The 23,381-nt window shown below is 73.7% G+C and carries 19 protein-coding genes; 11 read left to right on the forward strand and 8 right to left on the reverse strand.

Annotation, left to right across the window (positions count from 1 at the left end; translation table 11 throughout):
• From ABTY59_RS36915 to ABTY59_RS36940, 6 genes are all read left to right on the forward strand, one after another.
• A partial coding sequence (locus tag ABTY59_RS36915) for a beta-ketoacyl reductase (protein ID WP_352023525.1) occupies positions 1–887 on the forward strand: 887 nt, incomplete at its 5' end.
• Positions 888–1,022: 135 nt separating this feature from the next.
• Positions 1,023–2,558: an MFS transporter gene (locus ABTY59_RS36920; RefSeq protein WP_352023526.1), complete on the forward strand. Its 1,536-nt coding sequence runs from the start codon at positions 1,023–1,025 to the stop codon at positions 2,556–2,558.
• Positions 2,559–2,732: 174 nt separating this feature from the next.
• Positions 2,733–5,642: a helix-turn-helix transcriptional regulator gene (locus ABTY59_RS36925; RefSeq protein ID WP_352023527.1), complete on the forward strand. Its 2,910-nt coding sequence runs from the start codon at positions 2,733–2,735 to the stop codon at positions 5,640–5,642.
• Between the two features lie 136 nt (positions 5,643–5,778).
• Positions 5,779–6,279, forward strand: a complete 501-nt coding sequence (locus ABTY59_RS36930) for a flavin reductase family protein (RefSeq protein WP_352023543.1) — start codon at positions 5,779–5,781, stop codon at positions 6,277–6,279.
• A 41-nt stretch (positions 6,280–6,320) separates the two neighbouring features.
• On the forward strand, positions 6,321–7,088 hold the full coding sequence (locus ABTY59_RS36935) for an AfsR/SARP family transcriptional regulator (protein WP_352023528.1): 768 nt from the start codon (positions 6,321–6,323) through the stop codon (positions 7,086–7,088).
• A gap of 57 nt (positions 7,089–7,145) precedes the next feature.
• Complete coding sequence (locus ABTY59_RS36940; RefSeq protein WP_352023529.1) at positions 7,146–8,198, forward strand: LLM class flavin-dependent oxidoreductase; 1,053 nt, start codon at positions 7,146–7,148, stop codon at positions 8,196–8,198.
• On the opposite strand, the gene ABTY59_RS36945 is transcribed toward ABTY59_RS36940, so the two are convergent.
• From ABTY59_RS36945 to ABTY59_RS36975, 7 genes are all read right to left on the reverse strand, one after another.
• On the reverse strand, positions 8,141–9,202 hold the full coding sequence (locus ABTY59_RS36945; protein WP_352023530.1) for an LLM class flavin-dependent oxidoreductase: 1,062 nt from the start codon (positions 9,200–9,202) through the stop codon (positions 8,141–8,143). The genes ABTY59_RS36940 and ABTY59_RS36945 overlap by 58 nt on opposite strands.
• A gap of 147 nt (positions 9,203–9,349) precedes the next feature.
• Positions 9,350–10,993 carry a dipeptide ABC transporter ATP-binding protein gene (locus ABTY59_RS36950; RefSeq protein WP_352023531.1) on the reverse strand — a complete coding sequence of 548 codons (1,644 nt, stop codon included), beginning with the start codon at positions 10,991–10,993 and terminating at the stop codon, positions 9,350–9,352.
• A complete protein-coding gene (locus tag ABTY59_RS36955) occupies positions 10,983–11,921 on the reverse strand; it encodes an ABC transporter permease (RefSeq protein ID WP_352023532.1) in 939 nt (312 codons plus the stop codon). Before ABTY59_RS36955 ends, ABTY59_RS36950 begins: the two co-directional genes overlap by 11 nt.
• Positions 11,918–12,850, reverse strand: a complete 933-nt coding sequence (locus tag ABTY59_RS36960; protein WP_352023533.1) for an ABC transporter permease — start codon at positions 12,848–12,850, stop codon at positions 11,918–11,920. Before ABTY59_RS36960 ends, ABTY59_RS36955 begins: the two co-directional genes overlap by 4 nt.
• A gap of 2 nt (positions 12,851–12,852) precedes the next feature.
• Positions 12,853–14,481 (reverse strand): ABC transporter substrate-binding protein, encoded by a 1,629-nt coding sequence (locus tag ABTY59_RS36965; RefSeq protein ID WP_352023534.1) that lies wholly within the window; start codon positions 14,479–14,481, stop codon positions 12,853–12,855.
• On the reverse strand, positions 14,478–14,705 hold the full coding sequence (locus ABTY59_RS36970) for a ferredoxin (protein WP_352023535.1): 228 nt from the start codon (positions 14,703–14,705) through the stop codon (positions 14,478–14,480). Before ABTY59_RS36970 ends, ABTY59_RS36965 begins: the two co-directional genes overlap by 4 nt.
• A 5-nt stretch (positions 14,706–14,710) precedes the next feature.
• Positions 14,711–15,946 (reverse strand): cytochrome P450, encoded by a 1,236-nt coding sequence (locus ABTY59_RS36975; RefSeq protein ID WP_352023536.1) that lies wholly within the window; start codon positions 15,944–15,946, stop codon positions 14,711–14,713.
• A 220-nt stretch (positions 15,947–16,166) separates the two neighbouring features.
• Here ABTY59_RS36975 and ABTY59_RS36980 point away from each other — a divergent pair, with 220 nt between their 5' ends.
• From ABTY59_RS36980 to ABTY59_RS36995, 4 genes are read left to right on the forward strand one after another with little or no spacing between them, the layout of a single operon-like run.
• Positions 16,167–16,934: a 2-oxo acid dehydrogenase subunit E2 gene (locus ABTY59_RS36980; protein WP_352023537.1), complete on the forward strand. Its 768-nt coding sequence runs from the start codon at positions 16,167–16,169 to the stop codon at positions 16,932–16,934.
• Positions 16,931–18,082, forward strand: coding sequence for an alpha/beta hydrolase (locus ABTY59_RS36985; protein WP_352023538.1), 1,152 nt, complete (start codon positions 16,931–16,933; stop codon positions 18,080–18,082). Before ABTY59_RS36980 ends, ABTY59_RS36985 begins: the two co-directional genes overlap by 4 nt.
• The gene (locus ABTY59_RS36990) at positions 18,079–18,957 is read left to right on the forward strand and encodes a TIGR03621 family F420-dependent LLM class oxidoreductase (RefSeq protein ID WP_352023539.1); all 879 of its coding nucleotides are present in this window, start codon (positions 18,079–18,081) and stop codon (positions 18,955–18,957) included. Before ABTY59_RS36985 ends, ABTY59_RS36990 begins: the two co-directional genes overlap by 4 nt.
• 4 nt (positions 18,958–18,961) lie before the next feature.
• Positions 18,962–20,437, forward strand: coding sequence for an FAD-dependent monooxygenase (locus ABTY59_RS36995; protein WP_352023540.1), 1,476 nt, complete (start codon positions 18,962–18,964; stop codon positions 20,435–20,437).
• An 89-nt stretch (positions 20,438–20,526) separates the two neighbouring features.
• On the opposite strand, the gene ABTY59_RS37000 is transcribed toward ABTY59_RS36995, so the two are convergent.
• Positions 20,527–21,561, reverse strand: coding sequence for a 3-oxoacyl-ACP synthase III family protein (locus ABTY59_RS37000; protein WP_352023541.1), 1,035 nt, complete (start codon positions 21,559–21,561; stop codon positions 20,527–20,529).
• Between the two features lie 198 nt (positions 21,562–21,759).
• Between ABTY59_RS37000 and ABTY59_RS37005 the strand changes: the two genes are divergently transcribed.
• Positions 21,760–23,381, forward strand: a 1,622-nt coding sequence (locus ABTY59_RS37005; RefSeq protein WP_352023542.1) for a type I polyketide synthase, incomplete at its 3' end; no start/stop codon positions are given.

Here is a 23,381-nt window from a genome sequence, read left to right on the forward strand (position 1 = left end):
ACGCCGCCGCCAACACCTTCCTCGACGCCCTCGCCCACCACCGCCACACCCACGGACAACCCGCCACCAGCCTCGCCTGGGGACTCTGGGACGAGCGCAGCTCGCTGACGGAGAAGCTCGGGGACGCGGATCTGGCGCGGATGGCGCGGGACGGCATCCTGCCGCTGGGCAACGAGGAGGGGCTCGCGCTCTTCGACGCGGCGCTCGAAGGCCGGCAGCCGCTGGCCGTGGGCGTCGGGCTCGATCCCGCTGCGCTGCGGTCGCGGGCCCGGGCGGGCTCGCTGCCGGCGCTCTTCGGCGAGCTGGCCGGCGAGGGCCGGACGGTGCGGAAGGCGGCGGGCGGCGCGTCGGCCGCGGCGGACGGAGGGACCGGGGTCCGGGAGCGGCTCGCCGCGCTGGCCGGTCCCGAGCGCCTCGACCTGCTGCTCGTCCTGGTGCGCGGCCATGTGGCGACGGTGCTCGGGCACACGGACGCGGCGGGCGTCGGCACCGAGCGGCCGTTCAAGGAGCTGGGCTTCGACTCGCTGACCTCGGTGGAGCTGCGCAACCGGCTCAACGCGGAGCTGGGTCTCCGGCTGCCGAGCACGCTGGTGTTCGACCACCCGACGCCGCTGGCGCTCGCCCGGCACCTGCTGGGGGCGCTCGCCCCGGCGGAGGAGGACCCGGTGGCGTCGGCCCTGGCCGAGCTCGACCGGATCGAGGCGCGGCTGGTGTCGCTGGGCGCGGGCGAGGGCGGTCGCGGGCGGCTGACGGGCAGGGTTCGCGATCTCCTGCTGCGCCTGGAATCCGAGGCCGGTGACGCGGCGGAGGCGAACGCGGTGGAGCTGAAGGAGGCGTCCGACGACGACCTCTTCGACTTCATCGACCGGGAGCTCGGCGTCAACTGAGCCGCCGGACCCATGTCGACGGCGGCGCCAACTGACCCGGCGCCGCTGTCGATTGCTAAACGGGGACGGTCCCTGTATGTTCGACGAGAGAACCGTGGAACGTCCCCGTTTAGCTCCTCGAGGAGATGCCGAATCATGAGTGAAAAGACCGTCACGAGCGCCGCGGGCCAGAGCCCGCCCACCGCCGAGGCGGCCGGCCGCCGCAACGGCATGGTGCTCCTCATCGTGCTCACCCTCCAGACGATGCTCATCCTCGACGTGAACGTGGTGAACATCGCCCTGCCCGACCTCAAGGTCGCGCTCGACTTCACCCCCACCGGACTCTCCTGGGTCCTCAGCTCCTACCTGCTGACCTTCGGCGGCCTCCTGCTCCTCGGCGGCCGCGCCGGAGACGTTCTCGGCCACCGCCGCGGGCTGCTCATCGGCGTGACGATCTTCACCGCGGCCTCGCTGCTCGGCGGTCTGTCCACCTCGGCCGGGATGCTGCTCGCCGCCCGTGCCCTGCAGGGCGTCGGCGCCGCCTTCGCCGCACCCACCGTGCTCGCCCTGATCGCGACCCACTTCACCGACGAGAAGGCCCGGGCCAAGGCCCTCGGCATGTACGCGGCGGTCTCCGGCTCCGGGGCGGCCATCGGCCTCATCGGCGGCGGCCTGCTGACGGACCTGCTGTCCTGGCGCTGGGTGCTCTTCATCAACGTGCCGATCGGCCTCGTGCTGCTGATCGCGGCCCCGATGTTCATCCGCGAGACCGAGCGCAAGCCCGCCGGCTTCGACCTCGGCGGCGCGCTCACCTCCACCCTCGGCATGACCGCGCTGGTCTACGGCTTCATCCGGGCCGCCGAGAGCGGCTGGGGCGACGCGCTCACGCTGGCCTCCTTCGCCGCCGCCATCGTGCTGCTCGCGGTCTTCGTCTTCATCGAGACCCACGCCAAGCAGCCGATCACCCCGCTGCGGCTGTTCGCCGACCGCAACCGCGCGACCGGCTACCTCGCGCTGCTGTTCGTGATGGCGGCCGGAAACTCGATGTTCTTCTTCCTCACCCAGTTCCTCCAGGAGGTGCGGGGCTTCAGCCCGATCCAGGCGGGCCTGGCCTTCGTGCCGCTCGCGGTGCTGATCCTGGCCGCCTCCAGCATCGGCGCCAAGTTCCTGCCCAAGGCCGGGGCGCGCGTCCTGACCGCCGTCGGCGCCGCCGCCATCAGCGTCGCCCTGATCTGGTTCGCCCAGATCACCCCCGACGCCCAGTTCGTCTCCGCGATGCTCGGCCCGATGCTCGTCGCCGGTCTCGGCATGGGCACCCTGCTCGTCGGCGTCATCCCCATCCTGATGTCCGGCATCGCTCCCGAGGAGACCGGTGCCGCGTCCGGTCTGCTGAACGTCATGCAGCAGATCGGCGGCGCGCTGGGCCTCGCCATCATGGTGACCGTGTTCGGCGCCGCGAGCCGCAACGCCGCCGGCGACGTGCCGGCCGGTCTCGACGCCAAGGGCTCCGCGGACTTCGTCCTCACCGAGGGCGTCACCACGGCCTTCGCCTGGGGCGCCGGCTTCACCGCCCTCACCATCCTGCTCACCCTCATCATGCGCTCCGTCCCCATGGGTGGCGGCGCGGAGCAGGGCTCGGAGGACGCCCCGGAGCAGTCCGGCAGCCCCGCTCAGCACGCCTCGTCCCTGTAATTCCCTTTCGCGACTCCACGCGCAGCCCTGGCCGGTTTTCGACGGTCAGGGCGCGTTCGTGTGCCCGCACGACGGACATGCTCCGGCTCGGGCCCCCGTAACAAAGCGCTCGTACCATCGGGGTCGAGGGATAAGGATTGCCTTCAGGCGAGACGCCGACACAAGGGGGAAGAGATGGTCACTACAACCATGTCGCTGGTTGGCAAGCAGAGCACGTCGTCGGTCCGGTGCAGGGAATCCTTACAACTCCTGGGCGCCCTGCAGGCCCTGCAGGAGGGCCGAGGGGGCATCGTCGAGCTGCTCGGAGAGCCCGGTTCGGGCAAGAGCCGGCTGCTGGCGCAGCTCACCTCCGTCGCGCACGCCCGAGGCGTGACGGTCCTCGACGGGCGCTGCTATCCCTCCGAACTTGACGAACCTTTGCACGTTTTCACTCGCGCACTGCACGGCATCATGACGGCCGACCGGCTGTCCGCCCTCTCGCGCGAGCACGCCGAGCTGCTGCGGGCCGGACTCTGCGCCCGGCTGGGCGGCCGGGGAGCGGAACTGTCCCCGCTGCAGCTCTCCCAGGCACTGCACGCCCTGCTGAGCCAGGCCGCCGACCACGGCCTGCTGCTCGTCCTGGACGACTTCCACTGGGCCGACCCGCAGTCGCTCGCGCTCGCCGACCACCTGGCCCGCTGGACCTTCCAGGCCCCGGTGCTGCTGGTGATCGCGCACCGGCCGCGGCAGGCCGCGCCCTCGCTGCTCAGCACCCTCGCCCAGGGCGCCGAGCAGGGCCGGGTGGAGCGCATCGACCTGCCGCCGCTCGACCTGGACCAGGCGGCCCGGCTGCTCGGCGTGCGACCCGACGCGATCTGGCTGCCGTCGGCGCTGCACGAGAGCAACGGCACTCCGCTGTACCTGCTGGCGCAGGACGAATCGGCCATGAAGGGCGCGGACCCGCGCACCCAGCTGCTCACCGGACGCCTCGCGCCCCTGGCGGCGGAACTGGCCGAGCTGGACCCGGCGGAACGGCTCGTGGCCGAGTCCGCCGCCGTCCTCGGCGACCGGTTCAGCCGGGACGAACTGGCGGCCGTCTCCGAGCTGCCCACCGACGAGACCTGCGGCGTCGTCAGCGCGCTGATCCAGCTGGACGTGCTGCGGCCGCTGCGCTGCTCGGGCACGCTCCTGGGCTTCCGGCACCCGACGCTGCGCCGGGTGCTGCACGACCAGGCGGACCGCTGCTGGCGCTCACAGGCCCACCGCAGGGCGCTGTCCGTGCTCAACCGCCGCGCCGCCTCGGCGTCCGAGCGGGCGGTGCACATCGAGCTGTCGACCAGCTCGTTCACTCCCGAGGACCTGGAGACGCTGGCGAGGGCGGGCCAGGAGACCGAGCAGAGCGCTCCCTACGACGCCGTGCGGTGGCTCCTGACGGCCCTGCACGAGCTGCCCGCCTCCGAGCAGCCGACCGGGAGGCTGCTCGCCCTGATACCGCCCCTGGCGCGGGCGCTGCGGGCCTCCGACTACCTCGCCGACGACTCCTCGCTGCGCGCCCTGCTGACCCGGGGGTCACCGCTGGGCCCGGACGACGCGAGCCGGGCGGCGATCGGACTCTGCGTCATCGTCGAGTGCCTGCAGGGACGATTCAGCCAGGCGACGGAGCTGCTCTCGGCCGCGCTCACCGACCTGCGGGCCGCGAAGGCCGACAACGACGTCCTCGCCCAGCTGACCCTCTACCGCGGGATCATCTCCACGATGCGCGGCGACGAGGAGCTGCCCCGGATCGCGGCCCAGGCCCTGGTCCTGGCCCGGTCCGGCGGGAAGCGCAGCACCCTGGCCGGGGCCATGGCGCTGCACGCCCTCGGCGAGCTCGCGGCCGGCCGGGTGGCCCAGTCCCTGGCCTCGTACGACGCCGCCGTGCGCCAGATGGACGAGCTCTCGCACGCCGACGTCACCTGCCACAGCGAGTACCTGGCGCTGCTCGGCTCCTGCGCCATGGCGCTCGGCCGGCCGCGCGAGGCGGAGTCGTTCTTCGAGCGCGGCACCGCGGTCATCCAGGAGTGCGCCCACAACGCGATGCTGCCGGTGCTGCTGAGCGGCCTCGCCGAGGCCCAGCTGCGGCAGGGGCGGCTGGAGAGCGCCCGAAGGTCCGCCGCCGAGGCCACCGAGCTCGCCGGCTACCTGGGGGCCGAGCAGCTGCGCGTGGTGGCCCTCGCCCAGGAGGCGCTGTGCGTGACCTACGCCGAGCCGCCGGGCAGCAGCCGGGCCTCCGCGCTCACCGAGCAGGCCGTGCACTCGCTGCGCCGCTCGCCCTGCCGCTGGCACGGTTCGTCCGTGCTCACGCTGGCCGAGGCGCTGCTGATGCAGGGCAGCCCGGACCGCTGCGTCAGCCTGCTCCTGGACCTCGGCGGCCCCGAGCTGCCCGGGCTCGACCCCACGCTGCGGCCCCGGGGCTTCGAACTGCTCGCCCTGGCCTCGCTCTCCGGTGGCACCGGCAGCTCCGGCGGCACCTCGCTGTGGGCCGACCGCGCGAACGTCGCGGCGCAGGGGCTGCGGCTGCCGCACAACCGGGCGTACGCGCTGCTCGCGCGCGGGCACGTACTCGCCGAGCAGGCCGAGTGGGACGCGGCGGTGACGCTGTACCAGGAGGCGGAGCGGGCGTTCGACGGCGCCCAGCTGCGGCTGCACCGGCTGACCGCTCGGATCCGGTCGGCGCGTGCGGCGAGCAACAGCAGCCGTCCGGAGCTGGCGGCGGAGCTGTGGGCCTCGGCACAGGAGCTGGCCGAGCAGTGGGACGTGCTGCTGCTCGCCCGGCTGAATCCGGACACTCCGCTGGAGAACTCGCTGGGCCGCGGCTGCCACGCGCTGCTGCCCGCGCCGATCCCCCTCGTGACCGGTCTTGAGGTGCTGACCGGACGCGAGCGCGAGGTCGCGCGTGAGGCCGGAACGGGCCGGCGGACCCGGGAGATCGCCGAGGCGCTGGGTCTGAGTCCGCGCACCGTGGAGGTCCATCTGTCACGGATCTACCGCAAATTGGAGATCGGTTCGCGTGCTGAATTGGCTCGATTGATGGCCGTACGTATTTCCACGGATGTCGCTACGTGATCCATCTGTGAGCCTGAAGGCACAGCAATGAACGGTGCTGGACCCGACCGGCGCCAGAGCAGTTCTTCAGGGGGTTGAAGTGAGTCACGGTGGGATCGCCCATCATCACGTCTGGTCGGCTTCCGGCAGGTGTCCGGTGGCCGGCGCGGCGGAAGAGGAGCCGATTGCGGAGGACGCGTTCCGGGGCGTCTTCCGGACACATCCGGCCGGTGTGGCGATCATCACGGCGATGGGCGAGAGACAGCCCGTCGGCTTCACCGCGACCTCACTCGCCTCCGTCTCGTCCGCGCCGCCCCTGGTGTCGTTCGGGGTGGGCCGGAACGCGTCGTCGTGGGCGACGGTCTGCGCCGCCGAGTACGTGGCGGTGCATCTGCTCGCCCACGACCAGCAGGAACTTGCCACGACCTTCGCGCGCAGCGGCGCCGACCGCTTCGCGCCGCCCACGCGCTGGAGCACCGGCCCGCACGGCGTGCCGCTGCTCGAAGGCGTTCCGACGGCGATGGTCTGCCGCAAGGTGTACGACCTGCCCGCAGGCGATCACACCGTGGTGATCGCGCAGCCGATCCGCGCCTATCAGGGCGACCCGGCCCGTCCCCTCGTCTATCTCGACGGCCGCTTCGGCTCAGTGTCGCGCTGAGCGCTGCCAGTCTCCGCGATCTCCGGAAGGTCACACACGACATGCGATTCGAAATCCTGGGCAGCCTGCGCATCACGGACGCCGACGAGGCATTCTCCATCAGCGCGCCGAAGGTGGAATGCCTTCTCGCCGCCATGCTGGTCCGCGCCGGGAACGTCATATCGACGGACCAGCTGTGCTCGGAAATCTGGCGCGACGATCCACCCCGGCGGGCCACCGCCACCCTGCACGTGTACATATCCCAACTGCGCAAGATGCTGAAGGGGGCGAACGCCGAGCGGAGCCCCATCGTCACCCGCTTCCCGGGGTACGTCCTCGACCTCGGCGGCCACACCCTGGACGCCCACGACTTCCAGCGCCTGGCCCAGCAGGGCCGGGCCGCGGCGCGTGCCGGCCGGCACGCGGAGGTCTCCGCGCTGTGCGGCCAGGCGCTGTCGCTGTGGCGCGGCACGGTCCTCGGCGAGCTGCGCGGCGGCGACATCGTGGACGAGTTCGCCACCTGGGCCGAGGAGACCCGGCTGGAGTGCGTCGAGCTGCAGAACGAGGCCGACCTGACCCTCGGACGGCACCGTGAGCTCGTGGGGCCGCTGTACACGCTGGTGTCCAAGCACCCGCTCATCGAGGCGTTCCACCGGCAGCTGATGCTCGCCCTGTACCGCTCCGACCGCCGGGCCGACGCGCTCCAGGCCTTCCACACGGTGCGTTCGGCACTCGACCGGGAGCTCGGGATCAGCCCCTGCCGGCAGCTGCACGAGCTGCACCAGGAGATCCTCCTGGACTCCGGTCCCGCGCTGACCAGAGCGGCGTGAAACGGGCGGTGTCCGGGCCGTGTTGAAAAACGGGGACAGTCCCCATATTCTCGTTCCATGACCACCGAACTGGGATTCCGACTGTCCGTCCTGGACACCGCACCGGTGTGGCAGGGGTCGACCGCGACCGTGTCACTGCGCAACACCATCCGGCTGGCCCGTGCCGTGGACCGCCTCGGCTACCACCGCTTCTGGCTGGCCGAGCACCACAACATGCCGGCCCTCTCGACCTCGTCGCCGGCGATCCTCGCCGGGCAGATCGCCGCCGCCACCACCCATCTGCGGGTGGGTGCCGGCGGCGTCATGCTGCCCAACCACCCGCCCCTCGTCGTGGCCGAGCAGTTCGGCACCCTGGCCGCCCTGCACCCGGGCCGGGTCGACCTCGGCGTCGGCCGCGCCCCCGGCACCGACCCGCTGACCGCCCGGGCCCTGCGGCGCCAGACCGGCCCGCTCGGCGGCAACGACTTCCCCGCCCAGATCCAGGAACTCCTGCGCTACTTCGCGCCGCCCGCCGGCACCGCGCACGTCCTGGAACCCGGGCACGGCAGCGTCTCCGCCGTGCCCGCGGCCGAGCACTCCGTCCCCGTCTGGCTGCTCGGCTCCAGCGGCTACAGCGCGCAGCTCGCGGCGGCCCTGGGCCTGCCCTTCGCCTACGCGCACCACTTCTCCCCGCACGGCACGACCGCCGCACTCGACGCCTACCGCGCCGAGTTCCGGCCCTCCGAGTACCTCGCCGAGCCGTACACGATCGTCTCCGCGTTCTGCGGCGTGGCCGAGGACGACGAGCGCGCGGCCCGGCTGAGCGACCCGCTGCGCGTGATCACCGCCCGGTCGCTGCGCGGCCAGAACCCGTACTTCCCGTCCGTGGACGAGGCCGCCCGCTTCTCCTACACCGCGGAGGAGCGGGCGGTCGTCGACCAGATGTACGAGCCGCAGATCTTCGGCGGACCCGAGACCGCGCGACAGCGGATCACCGAGTTCGCCAAGGCCACCGGCGCGGACGAACTGATGATGCTCAGCGCGATCCAGGACCACGACGAGCGGGTCCGGTCCTACGAGCTGCTGGCCGAGGTGACCGGGCTGAGCCCCGCCCCCGCCGACGTGGCCTGAGCCACCGCCTCGGCGAGGAGCCGGAACGTCCGGACCCTGGCCTGGAGGCCGTACACCGGCACCGACGCGAGCAGCTCGTCGGCGCCCGTGCGGGCACGGAGACCGGCGAGACGCCGGCCCGCCGTCTCCACCCCGCCGATGATCTGCGGAGCCGCGTACTCGTCGAGGAAGCGCCGCTGGGCGCCCGTCAGCGGATACGCGGCCGCCTCCTCGGGCGTGCGGAACAGGGTCAGCGGATTGATCCGCCCCTCCACCTGGGCCACCTTGGCGGGCCCGGCCTGGTACTCGGCCTCCTCGTCGGACTCGGCCACCACCACCTGCGCCGACACCGCGACGTACGGCCGCTCCAGCCGCTCCGAGGGGCGGAACTCCGCACGGTAGCGGTCCACCGCGGCCTCCGTGCCCGCCGGGTTGAGGTGGTGGGCGTAGGCGTACGGCAGGCCGAGCCGGGCCGCGAGCGAGGCGCTGGAGGGGCTCGTGCCGAGCAGCCAGACGGGCACCTGCTGTTCCACCGTCGGACAGACCGCGACCGGCGGACGGTCACCCGGCGCGGACGGCGACAGATAGCCGATCAGCTCCGCCAGCTGCTCGCCGAAGGCGCCCTCGTGCGCCGGGTCGCCGGTGCGCCGCAGCGCCCGCGCGGTGGCGGGCTCGCCGCCCGGCGCGCGGCCGACGCCGAGGTCGATCCGGCCCGGGTGGAAGGCCTCCAGGGTGGCGAACTGCTCCGCCACGATGTACGGCACGTGGTTGGGCAGCATCACACCGCCCGAGCCGACCCGCAGGGTCGAGGTGACGCCGGCCAGCTGCCCGATCAGCACCGGCGGCGTGGAGGTGCCGAAGGCCGGCATGTTGTGGTGCTCGGCCAGCCAGTAGCGGTGGTAGCCGAGGCGCTCCACCTCCGGCGCGAGCTCCAGGAGTTCCCGCAGGGCCTGCGCGGCCGGAACCCCGTTGAAGACGGGCACCGTGTCGAGCACGGAGAGACGGAAGGGGGCGGTGTCGTTCATGGGCGACTCACGATCGTCGGACGCGGCCGGAACCCGGGGTCCCGGCCAGGGTGGTTGAGGAATCGGCGGACCGCGGCACGGTGCCGTCGGCCCGCGGGGGCGGAGCGGACAGGGGTGCCCACGGGCGTCCCGAGGTCACACCGGCCGTCACACCGGGCTCCCGGCGTCCTGCCGGTCCGGCACGGCGACAGGGCTCGCCGCGCCGAGGAGCTCCCGGGTCCAGGGGTGCTCCGGGCGGGTGAAGACCCGCTCGGAGGGCCCGGTCTCGACGATGCGGCCCGCCCGCATCACCGCGACCCGGTCGCTGACGTGGCGCACGACGCCGAGGTCGTGCGAGATGAACAGCAGGGCCACGCCCAGCTGTTCGCGGACCCGGTCGAACACCTCCAGCACCTGCGCCTGCACGGAGACGTCCAGCGCGGAGACCGGCTCGTCGCAGACCAGCACGTCCGGCTCCGGCGCGAGCGCGCGGGCGATGGCCACCCGCTGCCGCTGACCGCCGGACAGCCCGCGCGGGCCGCGGCCGAGCAGCTCGGGCCCCATGCCGACCAGGCCCAGGAGTTCGACGACCCGCTCCCGGTGGCGGCGCGCGGCCCGCCGGCCGCCGGCGCCGAGCGCCTCGGCCACGATCCGCTCCACGGTCCAGCGCGGGTCGAAGGAGGACAGCGGATCCTGCTGCACCAGCTGGATCCGGCCACGCAGGGCGGCCCGCGAGCGTTCGCCGGCACCGGACCACGGCCGGCCGAGCAGGGTCACCGAACCCTGGTCGGGCTCGGTGAGCCCGAGCACGATCCGGGCCAGGGTGGACTTTCCCGAGCCGGACTCGCCGAGGACGCCGAGCGTCTCGCCCGCGTGCAGCACACAGGACACGTCGTCGAGCGCGGTCATGCCGCCACCGGGCCCGGCGTAACGCTTCACCAGGCCCTCGGCGCGCAGCACCTCCTTGCCGGCGCCGTCGCTCCCGGCGCTCGGCCGACGGGCGGCGCGGGCGTCAGGGACCGCGTCGAGGAGACGGCGGGTGTACGGATGGGCGGGCGCGGCGAGGACCTTCGCGGCGGGGCCGCTCTCCACGATCCGTCCGTCCCGCATCACCGCGATCCGGTCGGCGAGCCGGGCGACCGCCGCCAGGTCGTGGCTGATCAGCAGCAGGGCGGTGCCCGCGTCCCGGCGGGCGGCGAGCAGGTCGAGGATCTGCGCCTGCACGGTCATGTCGAGCGCGGTGGTCGGCTCGTCGGCGATCAGGACGCGGGGGCCCGCGGCGAGGGCGGAGGCGATCAGCGCCCGCTGCCGCTGCCCGCCCGAGAGCTGGTGCGGGAACTGCCGGGCCCGCCGCTCGGGTTCGGGCACGGCGACCTCGCGCAGCAGCTCCACGGCCCGGTCCGGCCGCTCGCGGCGGGTGCCGATGCCGTGGTTGGCGAGCGACTCCTCGATCTCGGCGCCGACCCGGCGCAGCGGGTCGAGGGAGACCAGCGCGTCCTGGAGCACCAGGCCGATCTCGGCCCCGCGCAGTCGGCGCCACGCGCGTTCGTCGAGGGCGGTCAGGTCCCGGCCGTCGAAGTCGAGGGTGCGGGCGGTCACGGTGGCGCCCGGACCGGTGAGTCCGGCGAGGGTGCGGCCGGTGAGGGTCTTGCCCGAGCCCGACTCGCCGACCAGGGCCAGGCACTCCCCGGCCCGCAGGGTCAGGTCCACACCGTGCACGATCTCCGTGCGCTCGCGGCCGCGGCCGAAGGAGATCCGCAGGTCCTCCACGGTGACGAGTGCCCGCTCCGCGCGGGTGGTGTCAGGCTTCACGGCCGTCCCTCCGGTCGAAGCGGCGCTGCAGGGCCCGGCCGACGACCGTCACGGAGACGACGGTGACCGTGATGGCCAGGCCGGGGAAGACGGCCGCGGCCCACGCGGTGTCCAGGTGGTCGCGGCCCTCGGCGAGCATCGCGCCCCACTCGGGTGAGGGCGGCTGCGGCCCGAGGCCGAGGAAGCTGAGGGTCGACCCGGCGATGACGGCGCTGCCCACGTTGACCGTGGCCAGGACGAGCAGCGGCGGCAGGGCGTTGGGCAGCACGTGCCGGACCAGGATCGACGCCCGGCCGCGGCCCATCACCAGGGCCGCCTGCACGTAGTCGCTGCCGCGGATGGCGAGCGCCTGGCCGCGGGCGAGCCGGACGAAGCCGGGCAGCAGCGAGGCGCCGATGGCCAGGGTGGCGTTGCCGGTGCCGGGGCCGAGGACGGCGACGACCACCAGCGACAGCATCAGCCCGGGGAAGGCCATCAGGATGTCGGTGGCGCGCATCAGGACCTGGTCGACGGCGCGGCCCGCGGTGGCGGCGAACACGCCGAGCAGCGAGCCCGCCACGACGGCGAGGGCGGTCGCGCCGAAGCCGATGACCAGCGAGGTGCGGGCCCCGTGCACGATCCGGCTGAACACGTCGCGTCCCAGCTGGTCGGTGCCCAGCCAGTGTCCCGACCCGGGTCCCGCGAGCGCGTCGACCGGGTCGATGAGGTCCGGCTGCCGGGGCGCGACCAGGTCCGGCGCCACGGCGGCGACGGCGACGGCCAGCAGCAGCACCGCGGCGAGCGCCACACCCGGCCGGAACCGGCGCGGCCCCCGGCGCGGGAGCGCGGCGGCGGCGCCCGGGGTGTCGGCGCTCGTCCCGTCGGCGCCGGCCGCGGCACCGAGTTCGGAGGCCGAGGCGGACGCGGAGGCCGAGGCGGACGCGGTCATCCGATGCTCCTCTCGTCGATGCGCGGGTCCACGAGCCGGTAGAGCACGTCCACCGCGAGGTTGATCAGGGCGAAGGCGACGGCGGAGACCAGCACGACGCCGGTCACCACCGGCAGGTCGCGGCCGGCGACGGCGGCGGCCGTGACCTGGCCCAGTCCCTGACGGCTGAAGACGGTCTCCACCACGACCGCGCCACCGAACAGCGCGCCCACCGCCCAGCCGGACAGGGTGATCAGCGGGATCAGCCCGTGCCGGAGCGCGTGCCGGAGCCGGATCGCGGTCTCGCCGCCGCCCCGGGCGCGCGCGGTGAGCACGAAGGGCTGTTCCAGCGCCCGTTCCAGCTCCTCCCGCAGCACCTGGGTGAAGGCGCCGACGAGACCGGCCGCGAGGGTGACCGCCGGGAGCACCAGGGCCGCGAGGTCGTTGCCGCCCATCGCCGGGAACCAGCGGAGCCGGAAGGAGAGCAGCGCCAGCAGGAGCAGCCCGGTCCAGAAGGCGGGGGTGGAGACGGCGACGAGTTCGAGGGACGAGGCGATCCGCCGGACCTTCGGCCGGTGGGCGGTGAGCACGGCCAGGGTCACCGAGACGAGCAGCGCGAGCAGCAGGGCCGCGACGGCGAGCTGGACGGTGGGCCACAGCTGCCCGCCGATCACCTCGCCGACCGGCTGCTGGAGCTGGAAGGACTCGCCGAGGTCGCCGGTCAGCAGCCCGCGCATGAACCGCCCGTACTGCACGGCGAGCGGCTCGTCGAGGGCGAGGTCGTGCCGTACCTGTGCCACGAGTTCGGGCGTGGGGTTGGTGGAGCCGAGCACGCTGCGCACCGGGTCGCCGGGCAGCAGCCGGAAGGCGAAGAAGACGGCGTTGGCGGCACCGAACACGACGAGGGCGGCCAGTGCCAGGCGGCGCGCGAACCAGCGGAGGGGCGGCATCGTCAGTCCTCCAGCCGGGCGTCGTGGAAGCGGGGGTACGCCTGGACGTCGAAGGTCACGCCGCGCACCCGGTCGGCGACCCCGAGGAGCGTGGCGGGGGCGTACACGGGCAGGGCGTAGACCTGGTCGTTCACGCGGGTCTGGGCCTTCGCGTACAGGGCCGCGCGGCGGGCGGGGTCGCGGGTGGCGGACGCCTCGCGGAGCCAGCCGTCGAGCTGCGGGTCGCTGAGCCCGAAGGCGTTGACGCCGCCCTTGTCACCGGTCTGCCGGGAGTCGAAGAACGTCCGCAGGATGTCGGGCTCGGCGCGGTTCCAGCTGAAGGCGAGGATGTCGGCGTCACGGCCGACCGCCTTCTCCAGGTAGGCGCCGGGTTCGAGGGCGGTGAACCGCAGCTCGATGCCGGCCCGCTTGGCCTCGGCCTGGATGCCCTGTCCGAGCAGCGCCCGCTGGTCGCGCATCAGGCTGTTCATGTAGGGCCAGTGCACGGTGAGGCGGACCCCGTTCCTGGTGCGGTAGCCCTGCTCGTCGCGCCCGGTCCACCCGGCAGCGTCGAGGAGCCGGGCCGCCTCCTCGGGGTCGTACGGCCACGCTCCCTCGGTCGCCCGGGAGTACCCGCCGGTGGCGGGTGTCAGGGGGCTCCAGGAGCGCTCGTACACGCCCGAGTACAGCGCCTTCACCAGCGCGTCGAAGCGCACGGAGCGCTGCAGGGCGCGGCGCACCCGCGGGTCGTCGAGCGGCGCCCGGTTGACGTTGAGCATGAGGGTGTACGGCGCGCCGGGCTGGGTGGCCCGCATCAGCCGGAAGCCGTCGGCGTGCCGGAGCCTGCCGACGTGGCTGGGCGGTACGGCGGAGGCCAGGTCGACCTGGCCCGAGCTGAGGGCGCCGAAGCGCGAGGCTGCCTCCGGGATGAACTCGACGGTGATGCCGGCGACGTGCGCCGGTCCCCGGTCGGCGGCGTCCGGCGGGCCCCACGCGTAGTGCGGGTTGCGGTCCAGGTCGAGCCGCCGGTTGCGGGTCCAGCCGGCGAAGACGAACGGGCCGCTGCCGACGGGCTTGAGGCACGTCCGGCCGCGGTTCGCGCGGAGCGCGGCGGGCGACTGGATGCCGAACGTGGCCGTGGACAGCACCTGGAGGAACGGCGTGTACGGACGGGAGAGCCGGATCCGCACGGTGCGGGCGTCGACGACGGTCGCGCCCTCGTACATGGAGATGAGCCCCGCCGCGTACTGCGACTTGGTCTCGGGCGCGACGGTGTGGTCGAGCGTGGCCTTGACGGCGCTCGCGTCGAAGGCGGTGCCGTCGTGGAAGCGGACCCCGTCACGCAGCCGGAAGGTGTACGCCCGCCCGTCGCCGGAGACCGTCCAGGACGTGGCGAGCCAGGGCCGGACGCGGCCCCGGGCGTCCATGGAGACCAGCGAGTCGAAGACGTTGCGGCCGAGGGCCGCCGTCACGTCGTACGGGCTGATCTGCGGGTCCAGGCAGTCGGGCTGGGAGTCGACGGCGTACACGATCCGTCCGTCCCGCCCGTCCGCCCGGCCGGTCCCGGTGCCGCACCCGGTGGCGACGGAGGCCAGGGCCAGCGCCGCGACCAGGGCCCGGCGGACGACGGAGCGATGCGTACGGGTCCTCATGCGTCCGGCTGCCCCTCGGCGTCGCCGGTGCCGGCGGTGACCCGGAGCGCGGCGGCCGGGCACAGGTGCTCGGCCTCCCGGGCGAGCTTCGCGTCCGCCTCGGTGGCGACGGAGTCGGTCAGCAGGACGACGATGCCGTCCTCGTCCTGGTCGAACAGGTCGGGCGCGGTCAGGACGCATTGGCCCGCGCCGATGCAGCGGCCGGAGTCGGCGATGACGCGCACCGGCCTCACCACGCCACGGGGAGTTCGTAGATGCCCTGCACACCGCTCTGCGCGGGCTTGATCTCCACCTCTTCGGCGGGCACGGCGAGCCGCAGCCCCGGGATGCGGGAGAAGAGCAGGGTGAGCGCGCTCTGCATCTGGGCGCGGGCCAGGTTCTGGCCGATGCACTGGTGCACCCCGTAGCCGAAGGCGAGGTGGTTGCGGGCGCCGCGGCCGAGGTCGAGCACGTCGGGGTCCTCGAAGGCCTCCGGGTCGCGGTTGATCTCGGCGGCGGAGAGCATCACGCTGTCGCCGGCCTTGATGTGGGCGTCGCCGAGGGTGATGTCCTCGGCGGCGATCCGCATGGCCACGTCTCCGATGGAGAGGTAGCGCAGCAGCTCCTCGACGGCCAGGCCCGCGCCGTCCGGGTCGGCCATGAAGGCCTCCAGCTGGCCCGGGTTCTGCAGCAGGGTGAACGTGCTCAGCGTGATCATGCTGGCGGTGGTCTCGTGACCGGCCATCAGCAGGATGATGCCGAGCGCGATCACCTCGTCGCGGGACAGCGAACCCTCGGCGAGGTCCTTGTGCACGAGGGTGTCCAGCAGGCCCTCGCCCGGCTCCGACTCCTTCTCCTTGCGGTCCACCAGGGAGATCAGGAAGTCCCGCAGGTTCATCAGCGCCCCGGTCGCGTCCTCCTCGGACGCGTGGGACGCGACGAGCATCGCCGACTGTTCCTCGAAGTAGGCGTGGTCCTCGTAGGGCACGCCGAGGATCCCGCAGATGGTGTGCGAGGACAGCGGCAGCGCGAGACCGCGCAGGATCTCCGCGGGCGGGCCCTGTTCGAGGAGGGCGTCGACGAGTTCACCGGCGCGGCGGTGGATCGACTCGCCGAGCTCGCGGGTGCGGCGCACGGAGAAGGAGGGGATGACCCGGCGGCGGTACGCGGAGTGCTCCGGCTGGTCCATCCCGATGAGCATCGTCGCCTTCTGGATGGCCTTGCGGCGCGGGCTCGGCGACGGAAAGTCCGGCCGCCCCCAGTCGGAGGACAGCCGCGGGTCGATGAGCAGCTCACGGGCGGCGGCATGACCGAGGACCACCCAGGTGGGACGGCCGTCGTACAGCCGGGCGCGCACCACGGGCCCCTCGGCCAGCCGCAGATCGCGGTAGCCGGGCGGCGGCTGGTACGGGCAGGTGCGCAGCTGCGGGAAGTCGGGCAAAGGCGCGTTACCGGTGGTGAGGCCCACGGCGCTGGGGCGTGACATGCGCAATCTCCTGCGAGCGGCGACATTCGGGCTGGGTGGCCAGACTGGAATGGGTGTCTTGCGCCGCGCTAAAGGACGGCTGTGGGTGAGGCCGTCCTGTGCGGCGCGCCGGCGTGGACGCGGCTCCGGGGGCTGTCGGGGCGGCCCCCGCGAAGGTGGCCGGAAGACGGGTTTAGGCCGCGCTAAAGGGTCCTTTAGCCGGGCTGCGGAGATTGGCGGGATGCAGATCGCAGCCATCGCCCGGGAGCGGCGACACACGCTCTTCTTCCTCGACGAGATACGGCCCTTCGCGCCGGTCCACCTCGACACGGAGGTGGACATGTCCGGGGTGCTCGCGCACCGCGAGGCCCACCGCGGCGACAGCCGGCTGTCCGTGGTCACGTACGTGCTCCACTCCGCGGCCCGGGTCATCGCCGCCCACCCGGAGGCGAACGCCGCGATCCGCGGCCGACTGCGCCCCAAGGTCGCCCGCTACGGCGAGGTGTCCGGAAAGGTCGCCCTCGACAAGCAGGTCGGCGGCCGGCGGGTCGTGGTCTCCACGGTCCTGCCGGACCTGGACCGGACCGACCTCAAGGGCATCCAGCACGAGCTGGAGCGCTTCCGGGACGGCGACCCGGAGACCATGCCGGAGTTCGCCTCGATGCTGCTGCTGCACCGGCTGCCCTCGCTGATCGCGCGCGCCGCCTACCGTCGCGCGGTGCGCCCGCTCCTCGCCCACCCGCGCTTCTTCGGCACCTTCTCGGTGTCGTCGCTCGGCCACCGGGCGGTCGACGGCTTCCACTCGGTGGGCGGCACGACCCTCACCTTCGGCGTGGGCCGGATCGCGCAGCGCCCCGTGGTGCGGGACGGCGAGGTGACGAGCGCGCCCGTGATGCGGCTGAACCTGACCTTCGACCACCGCGTGATCGACGGCGCGGAGGCGGCGGACATCCTCACCGAGGTCAAGGAGTCGCTGGAGGGCTACACGGCCGAGGAGGCGCTGCGATGAACGACGTCACGGAGCTGAAGCAGTTCGTGGAGGTGCACGGCCGCATCCTCGGCATCCCGGGCGAGCGGCTGGCCCAGGTCCTCGGGCGGATCCGGCACGACGAGGACGGCGAGCCCGGTTCCTGGGCCCGGGAGTGGACCGAGGCCGGCGTCGAACTGGAGCGGCGGGGCCGGGAGGTGGAGGCCGGACGGCACTTCAACATCGCCCGCTTCCCCTTCGTGGACGGCCCGGCGCGCGCCGACGCGCAGGCGCGGACCGTCGCCTCCTTCGACCGCTGGCGGCTCGGCGGCACCGCCGGGATCCAGCGGGTCGACCTCGACCTCTCCGGCGGCCGGGTGCGCTGCTGGGCGGCCGGTCTCGCGCCCCGGGGCGGCGAGCGGCGGCCCGTGCTGCTGCTGAGCGGCGGCATCGTCAGCGTGAAGGAGCAGTTCGGTCCGATCCTGGCCAAGGCGGACCGGTTCGGTCTGACCGTCGTCGCCGTCGAGATGCCGGGGGTCGGGGAGAACGAGCAGCGGTACGGGGCGGAGAGCCACCTCATGGTCTCCGAGCTGCTCGACGCGCTCGCGGACCGCGCGGACACCGACCGGACCGTCGCCGTGATGATGAGCTTCAGCGGCCACATGGCGCTGCGGGCGGCCCTCCACGACAAGCGGATCCAGGGCGTGGTGACGGCCGGCGCGCCGATCGGCGACTTCTTCACGGACGCCGACTGGCGGCCCCGGGTGCCGCGGGTCACCGTCGACACCCTGGCCCACCTCACCGGCCACACCCCGGACACCGTGCTGCCCGGGCTGGCGGACCTGGCGCTGACGCCGGACGAACTCGCCTCGATCCAGGTGCCCGTGGCGTACACGGTGAGCGCGCGCGACGAGATCATCCCGCCCGGCGACCGGCTGCTCCTGGAGCAGCACGTGCGCGAGCTGCGGCTGCTCGTCCACGACGACGTGCACGGCTCGCCGTCCCACGTCGCCGAGTCCCGGTTGTGGAGCCTGCGTTCCGCCCTGGACACCCTCGGGGGCTTCGGGCCCCAGCGCCGGTTCCTCGGCCTCGCCCTGGCCGCGATCCGCGCGCGCGAACGACTGACCGGGGCGCGCGGCCGCACGGCGGACACGACACCCACCACCGTCACGACAGGAGGCGACGCATGAGCGGCGGACCTGGCACGGAGTTCCGCTTCGGGGTCAACGAGATCTCCCCCGAGGCCGACTGGCCCGAGCGCGCGCGGGAGGCCGAACGGCTCGGCTACGACACCCTCGCGACCACCGACCACCTCGGCCTGTCGGCGCCGTTCCCCTCGCTGGTGGCCGCGGCCGCCGTCACCACCCGGCTCCAGGTCGCCACGTACCTCACCAACGCGTCCCTGTGGGACCCCGAGGTACTGGCCCGGGAGATCGCCGGCACCGACCGGCTGACCGGCGGGCGGCTCAGCGTGGGCCTGCACGCGGGCTGGACCGGCAGCGCCGCGACGGCCGCGCTCACCCCCCAGGACAAGCGCGACCGGCTCGCCGACACGGTGGACGTCCTGGAACGGCTGCTGACGGACCCCGAGCAGCTGCCCCGACCGGTCAGCAGCCCGCGGCCGCGGCTGATGATCGGCGTCGGCGAACCGGAGGAGCTCGAACTCGCCGCGCGCCGGGCCGACACGGTCGTCTTCATCGGCGCCTCGCTGCCCCCGGGCAAGGATTTCGTGCTCCTCGGCCCCGAGGAGTTCGCCGACCAGGTGGCCACCGTCCGGCGGCGCGCCGCCGAACTCGGCCGCTCCCCCGAACTGAACGTGGGGGTCAAGAGGGTCGTCGTCACCGACGACCGGAAGGCCGCCGCCGAAGCGCTGCGGCCCGCCCTCGCACCCCATCTGACGGTCGAGCAGCTCCTGGAGCTGCCGACCCTGTTCCTCGGGACCCACGAGGAGATCGCCGAGCAGGTCCGGCGCGACCGCGACCGGTACGGCCTCACCTCGTACATGGTCCTCTCCGCCCACCTGTACGACTTCGCTCCCGTGATCCCGCTCCTGCGGAAAGGATGACCCCGTGACCGACCCCGTGATCGTCGTGGGCGCCGGCCCCACCGGTCTGATGCTCGCCTGCGAGCTCGGCCTGGCCGGGGCGCCCGTCGTCGTCCTCGACCGCCGCGACGCCCCCGATCCGCACGCCCCCGGCCAGGCCGTCAACGCGGGCGTCATCGCGCTCCTCGAACAGCGCGGCCTGGCGGACGCGCTGCGCGCCTCCGGGCTCCCGCTGCCCGGCGCGCACTTCTCCCTGCTGTGGCTGCATCCCGAGGAGCTCACCGCCGACCGGCCCGAGGTGGGCACCGGACTGCTCGTGGCCCAGCCCCGGCTGACCGAGGTCCTGGAGCAGCGGGCCCGTGAACTCGGCGTGGACATCCGCCGCGGCCACGAGGTGACGGAACTCCGCCAGTCCCCCGGCCACGTGACGCTGAAGCTGCGCACCTCCGCGGGTGACTCCACGCTGCGCGGCTCGTACGTGGTCGCGGCCGACGGCGCCGGAAGCACCGTGCGGCGCCTCGCGGGCATCGACTTCCCCGGCAGCGGCTGGACCGTGTCGGGCATCGTCGGCGACGTCGCGGCCGACTTCTCCGAGCTCGCCGTCCACCACCTGGGCGCCCACTACCTGCCCGCGGGCGGGGTGTACTCCGGCGCACCCGCCGGACCCGGGGTGCTGCGGGTGATCACCACCGTGTTCGGCGCCACGCCCTCCACTCCGTCGGGCCCCGTCGCCGCGGAGGAACTCCAGGGCGAGGTCGAGCACCTCACCGGGCAGCCGCTGCCGGCCCGCGAGGTGCTGTGGGCCCGCCGGTTCACCAGCCACAGCGGCAACGCCGAACGCTACCGCTCCGGCCGGGTGTTCCTCGCCGGCGACGCCGCGCACTCCTTCTACCCGCTGGGCGGGCTGCGTCTGAGCACCTGCCTGCAGGACGCCGTCAACCTCGGCTGGAAGCTCGCCGCGGACCTGGCGGGCTGGGCTCCGCCCGGCCTGCTCGACACGTACCACGCCGAGCGTCACCCGGAGGGCGAGCGGGCCCGGCTCGCGCTCGACGCCCAGCTGGCCCTGATGCACCCGGCGGCCCGCACGGCCGGTGCCCGCTCGCTCGTCGCGGACCTCGCCCGCTTCGACGACGTGAACCGGTACCTGGTGGAGCTGGTCACCGGCGTCGACCTGCGCTACCGCCTGGGCACCGACGGCGCCTCCGGCTCCGTCACACCCGACCCGGCGCTCGGCGGCCGCGTCCCCGGCGCCGCGCCCCTGCTCCACGACGGCGGCGGCCTGCTGCTGCTCGGCTCCTCCGAAGGGGACGGCGAGCAGGGCGAGGGCGGTGCCCACGCCCGTACGGCGGCGGCCTGGGCCGACCGCGTGGGCGTCGCGCCGGCGCTCGCGGCCGACGCGACCCGCTCCGTGCTGCTGCGCCCGGACGGACACGTCGTGTGGGCCGAGGGCTCGGGCTCGCTGGAGACGGCCCTGAAGAACTGGTTCGGCGCGCCGCGCTGAGCGGCCGAGGACACGGAAGAAGCGCCCGCGGTCACCGCGGGCGCTTCTCGTGTACGGGGGACGTGGCCGCTCGGGCCGGGTGCGGACGGTCAGACCACTTCGAGGGCGAAGCCCGCCTTCAGCCACTTGCTGGACTCGACGGAGATCCCGAGGACCCGGTCGCCCGGCGCCAGCTGCGGCAGGACCTCCTCCAGCTGGAAGAACGGCATCGCGTTGCCCGTGTTGGCGATGGTGTCCACGCGGGTGACCTCCTCCGCGAGCGGCAGGTTCAGGCCCTCGACGATCCGCCGCGTCATGCGCCCCGACAGCTGGGGCGGCAGCAGGTAGTCGACGTCCGTGACGGCCCAGCCCAGATCGCCGAGCAGTTCCTCGGCGATCTCCCGGGACATCACCGGGACGGACTCCTCGATCGCCTTGTAGTCCTCCTTGATGTGCGCGCGGTCCGCATGGGCCCGGTCGAGCGCGCCGGTCCACTCCACGATCTGGCCCGGCTCGCGGCCCCGCCCGGTCAGCCGGTTGAGGACCCGGCGGATCACCGGCGCGCCCTCGGTCGGCTCCGACGTCAGCACGGCCGCGCCGGCGCCGTCGCCGAACAGCACGAAGTTGACCAGCTCGCCCGAGTCGAGCTTCGCGAGGTCGACGCCCGGGTCGTAGTGCCGGGAGCACAGCTCGCCGCCGATCACCAGGGCCGTGCGGTGCCCGCCGGCGCGCAGCATCTGGCTGCCGACGTCCAGCGCCTGGAAGGCACCCGCGCAGCCCGACTGCAGCTGGTAGGTCGGCACGCCGTCGATCCCGAGCCGGTCCGCGACGATGTTGACCGTCGCGGGCATCAGCTGGTCGGGCGTGGCGGTGCCGAGGACGACCAGGTCGATGTCACCGGGCCCGAGGCCGGCGTCCGCCAGGGCGCGGGCACCGGCCTCGGTGGCCAGATCGGCGAGGGTGGACCGGAGCGTGCCGGTCGCCAGATCCACCGACAGGTGCCGGGCCCTGGTCCCGACGAACGCGTCGACCCACTCCTCCCAGATCGGGTCCATACCGAAGTGCCGGGCAAGGTCCGCGTTCTCGAGAGGGTCACCGGGCAGGGCGGTGCCCACGGACAGGATGTGGATTTCCGAGGCTTCCATCCCGCCACTTTCGGCCGCCCGGCTGACGCCCCGCTGACGCCCGTCTAAAGAGCCCCTTAGGCGCCGTACGGGAGTTCCGCGTCCCGTCAAGGGGTGACCGCGACGGCTCGGCGGCGGCTTTAGGTCACGCTAAGCAGCCCGCAAGCCGCGTCGGCGACGTTGCCCGCAAGACCGTCTGGCATCACGAGGGATGGGTTCATGGCCAACGAAGCAAAACTCCGGGACTACCTCAAGCGGGTGACGACCGACCTGCAGCAGACCCGGCAAAGGCTGACCGACGTCGAGGCCGCGGCGCACGAGCCGATCGCGATCGTCGGCATCGGCTGCCGCTTCCCGGCCGATGTGCGCAGCCCCGAGGATCTGTGGCGGCTGCTCGCCGCCGGCGGCGACGCGATCACCGACTTCCCCGAGGGCCGGGGCTGGGACCTGGACCGGCTGCACGCTCCGGACCCCGAGTCCGACGCCCAGGCCACCACGTACGTGGCCAAGGGAGGCTTCCTGCACGACGCGGGCCTCTTCGACGCCGGCTTCTTCGGCATCAGCCCGCGTGAGGCCGAGGCGATGGAGCCGCAGCAGCGGGTGCTCCTGGAGACCGCGTGGGAGGCGCTGGAGCGCTCCGGGATCTCCCCGGACAGCCTGCGCGGCAGCGACACCGGCGTGTTCGTCGGCGCCATCGCCCAGGACTACGCGCGCCCCGAGGAGATCCGCCCCGAGCTGGAGGGCTACCTCGTCACCAACACGACGAGCGTGGCCTCCGGCCGGATCGCCTACACCCTGGGCCTCGAAGGCCCCGCGCTCACCATCGACACCGCCTGCTCGGCCTCGCTGGTCGCGCTGCACCTCGCCACCCAGTCGCTGCGGCAGGGCGAGTGCTCGCTCGCCCTGGCCGGCGGCGCGACGGTCATGGCGTCCCCGGTGCTGCTGACCGAGTTCAGCCGGCAGCGGGGGCTCGCGGCCGACGGCCGCTGCAAGGCCTTCGCGTCCGGCGCGGACGGCACCGGCTTCAGCGAGGGCTCCGCGCTGCTCGTCCTGGAGCGCCTCTCGGACGCCCGCCGCAACGGCCACCCGGTGCTCGCGGTGATCCGCGGCACGGCCGCGAACCAGGACGGCGCGAGCAACGGCCTGACCGCGCCCAACGGCCCTTCGCAGGAGGCCGTCATCCGCCAGGCCCTGGCCAACGGGCGCCTGACGGCGGACCAGGTCGACGCGGTCGAGGCCCACGGCACCGGCACGGCCCTCGGTGACCCGATCGAGGCCCAGGCGCTCATCAACACGTACGGGCAGGGCCGCGGCGACGACGAGCCGGTGTGGCTGGGTTCGATCAAGTCGAACATCGGCCACACGCAGGCGGCGGCGGGCGTCGCCGGCGTCATCAAGATGATCATGGCGATGCGGAACGGGGTGCTGCCCCGGACCCTGCACGTCGGTGAGCCGACGGACCACGTGGACTGGTCGGACGGCGCCGTACGCCTCCTCACCGAGGAGCAGCCGTGGCCGACGCGGAGCGACCGGCCCCGCCGTGCGGGTGTGTCGTCCTTCGGCATCAGCGGGACGAACGCGCACGTCGTGATCGAGCAGGCCCCGGAGACCGTGCACGACGACACGGAACTCACCGACCTTCCCTGGCTGTTGTCGGCGAAGAGCGAGCAGGCCCTGCGCGACCACGCCCGCGACCTCCACACCTACGCCACCGAACACCCCGACACCCCCGTGCGGGAGATCGCAGCGGCCCTCGCCGCACGCGCCCGCTTCGACCACCGCGCCGTCCTCGACACCACCGACCGCGAAACGCTCCTCACCGCCCTCACCGCACTCGCCGA

Source organism: Streptomyces sp. NPDC096079 (assembly GCF_040303145.1).
GTDB lineage: Bacteria > Actinomycetota > Actinomycetes > Streptomycetales > Streptomycetaceae > Streptomyces.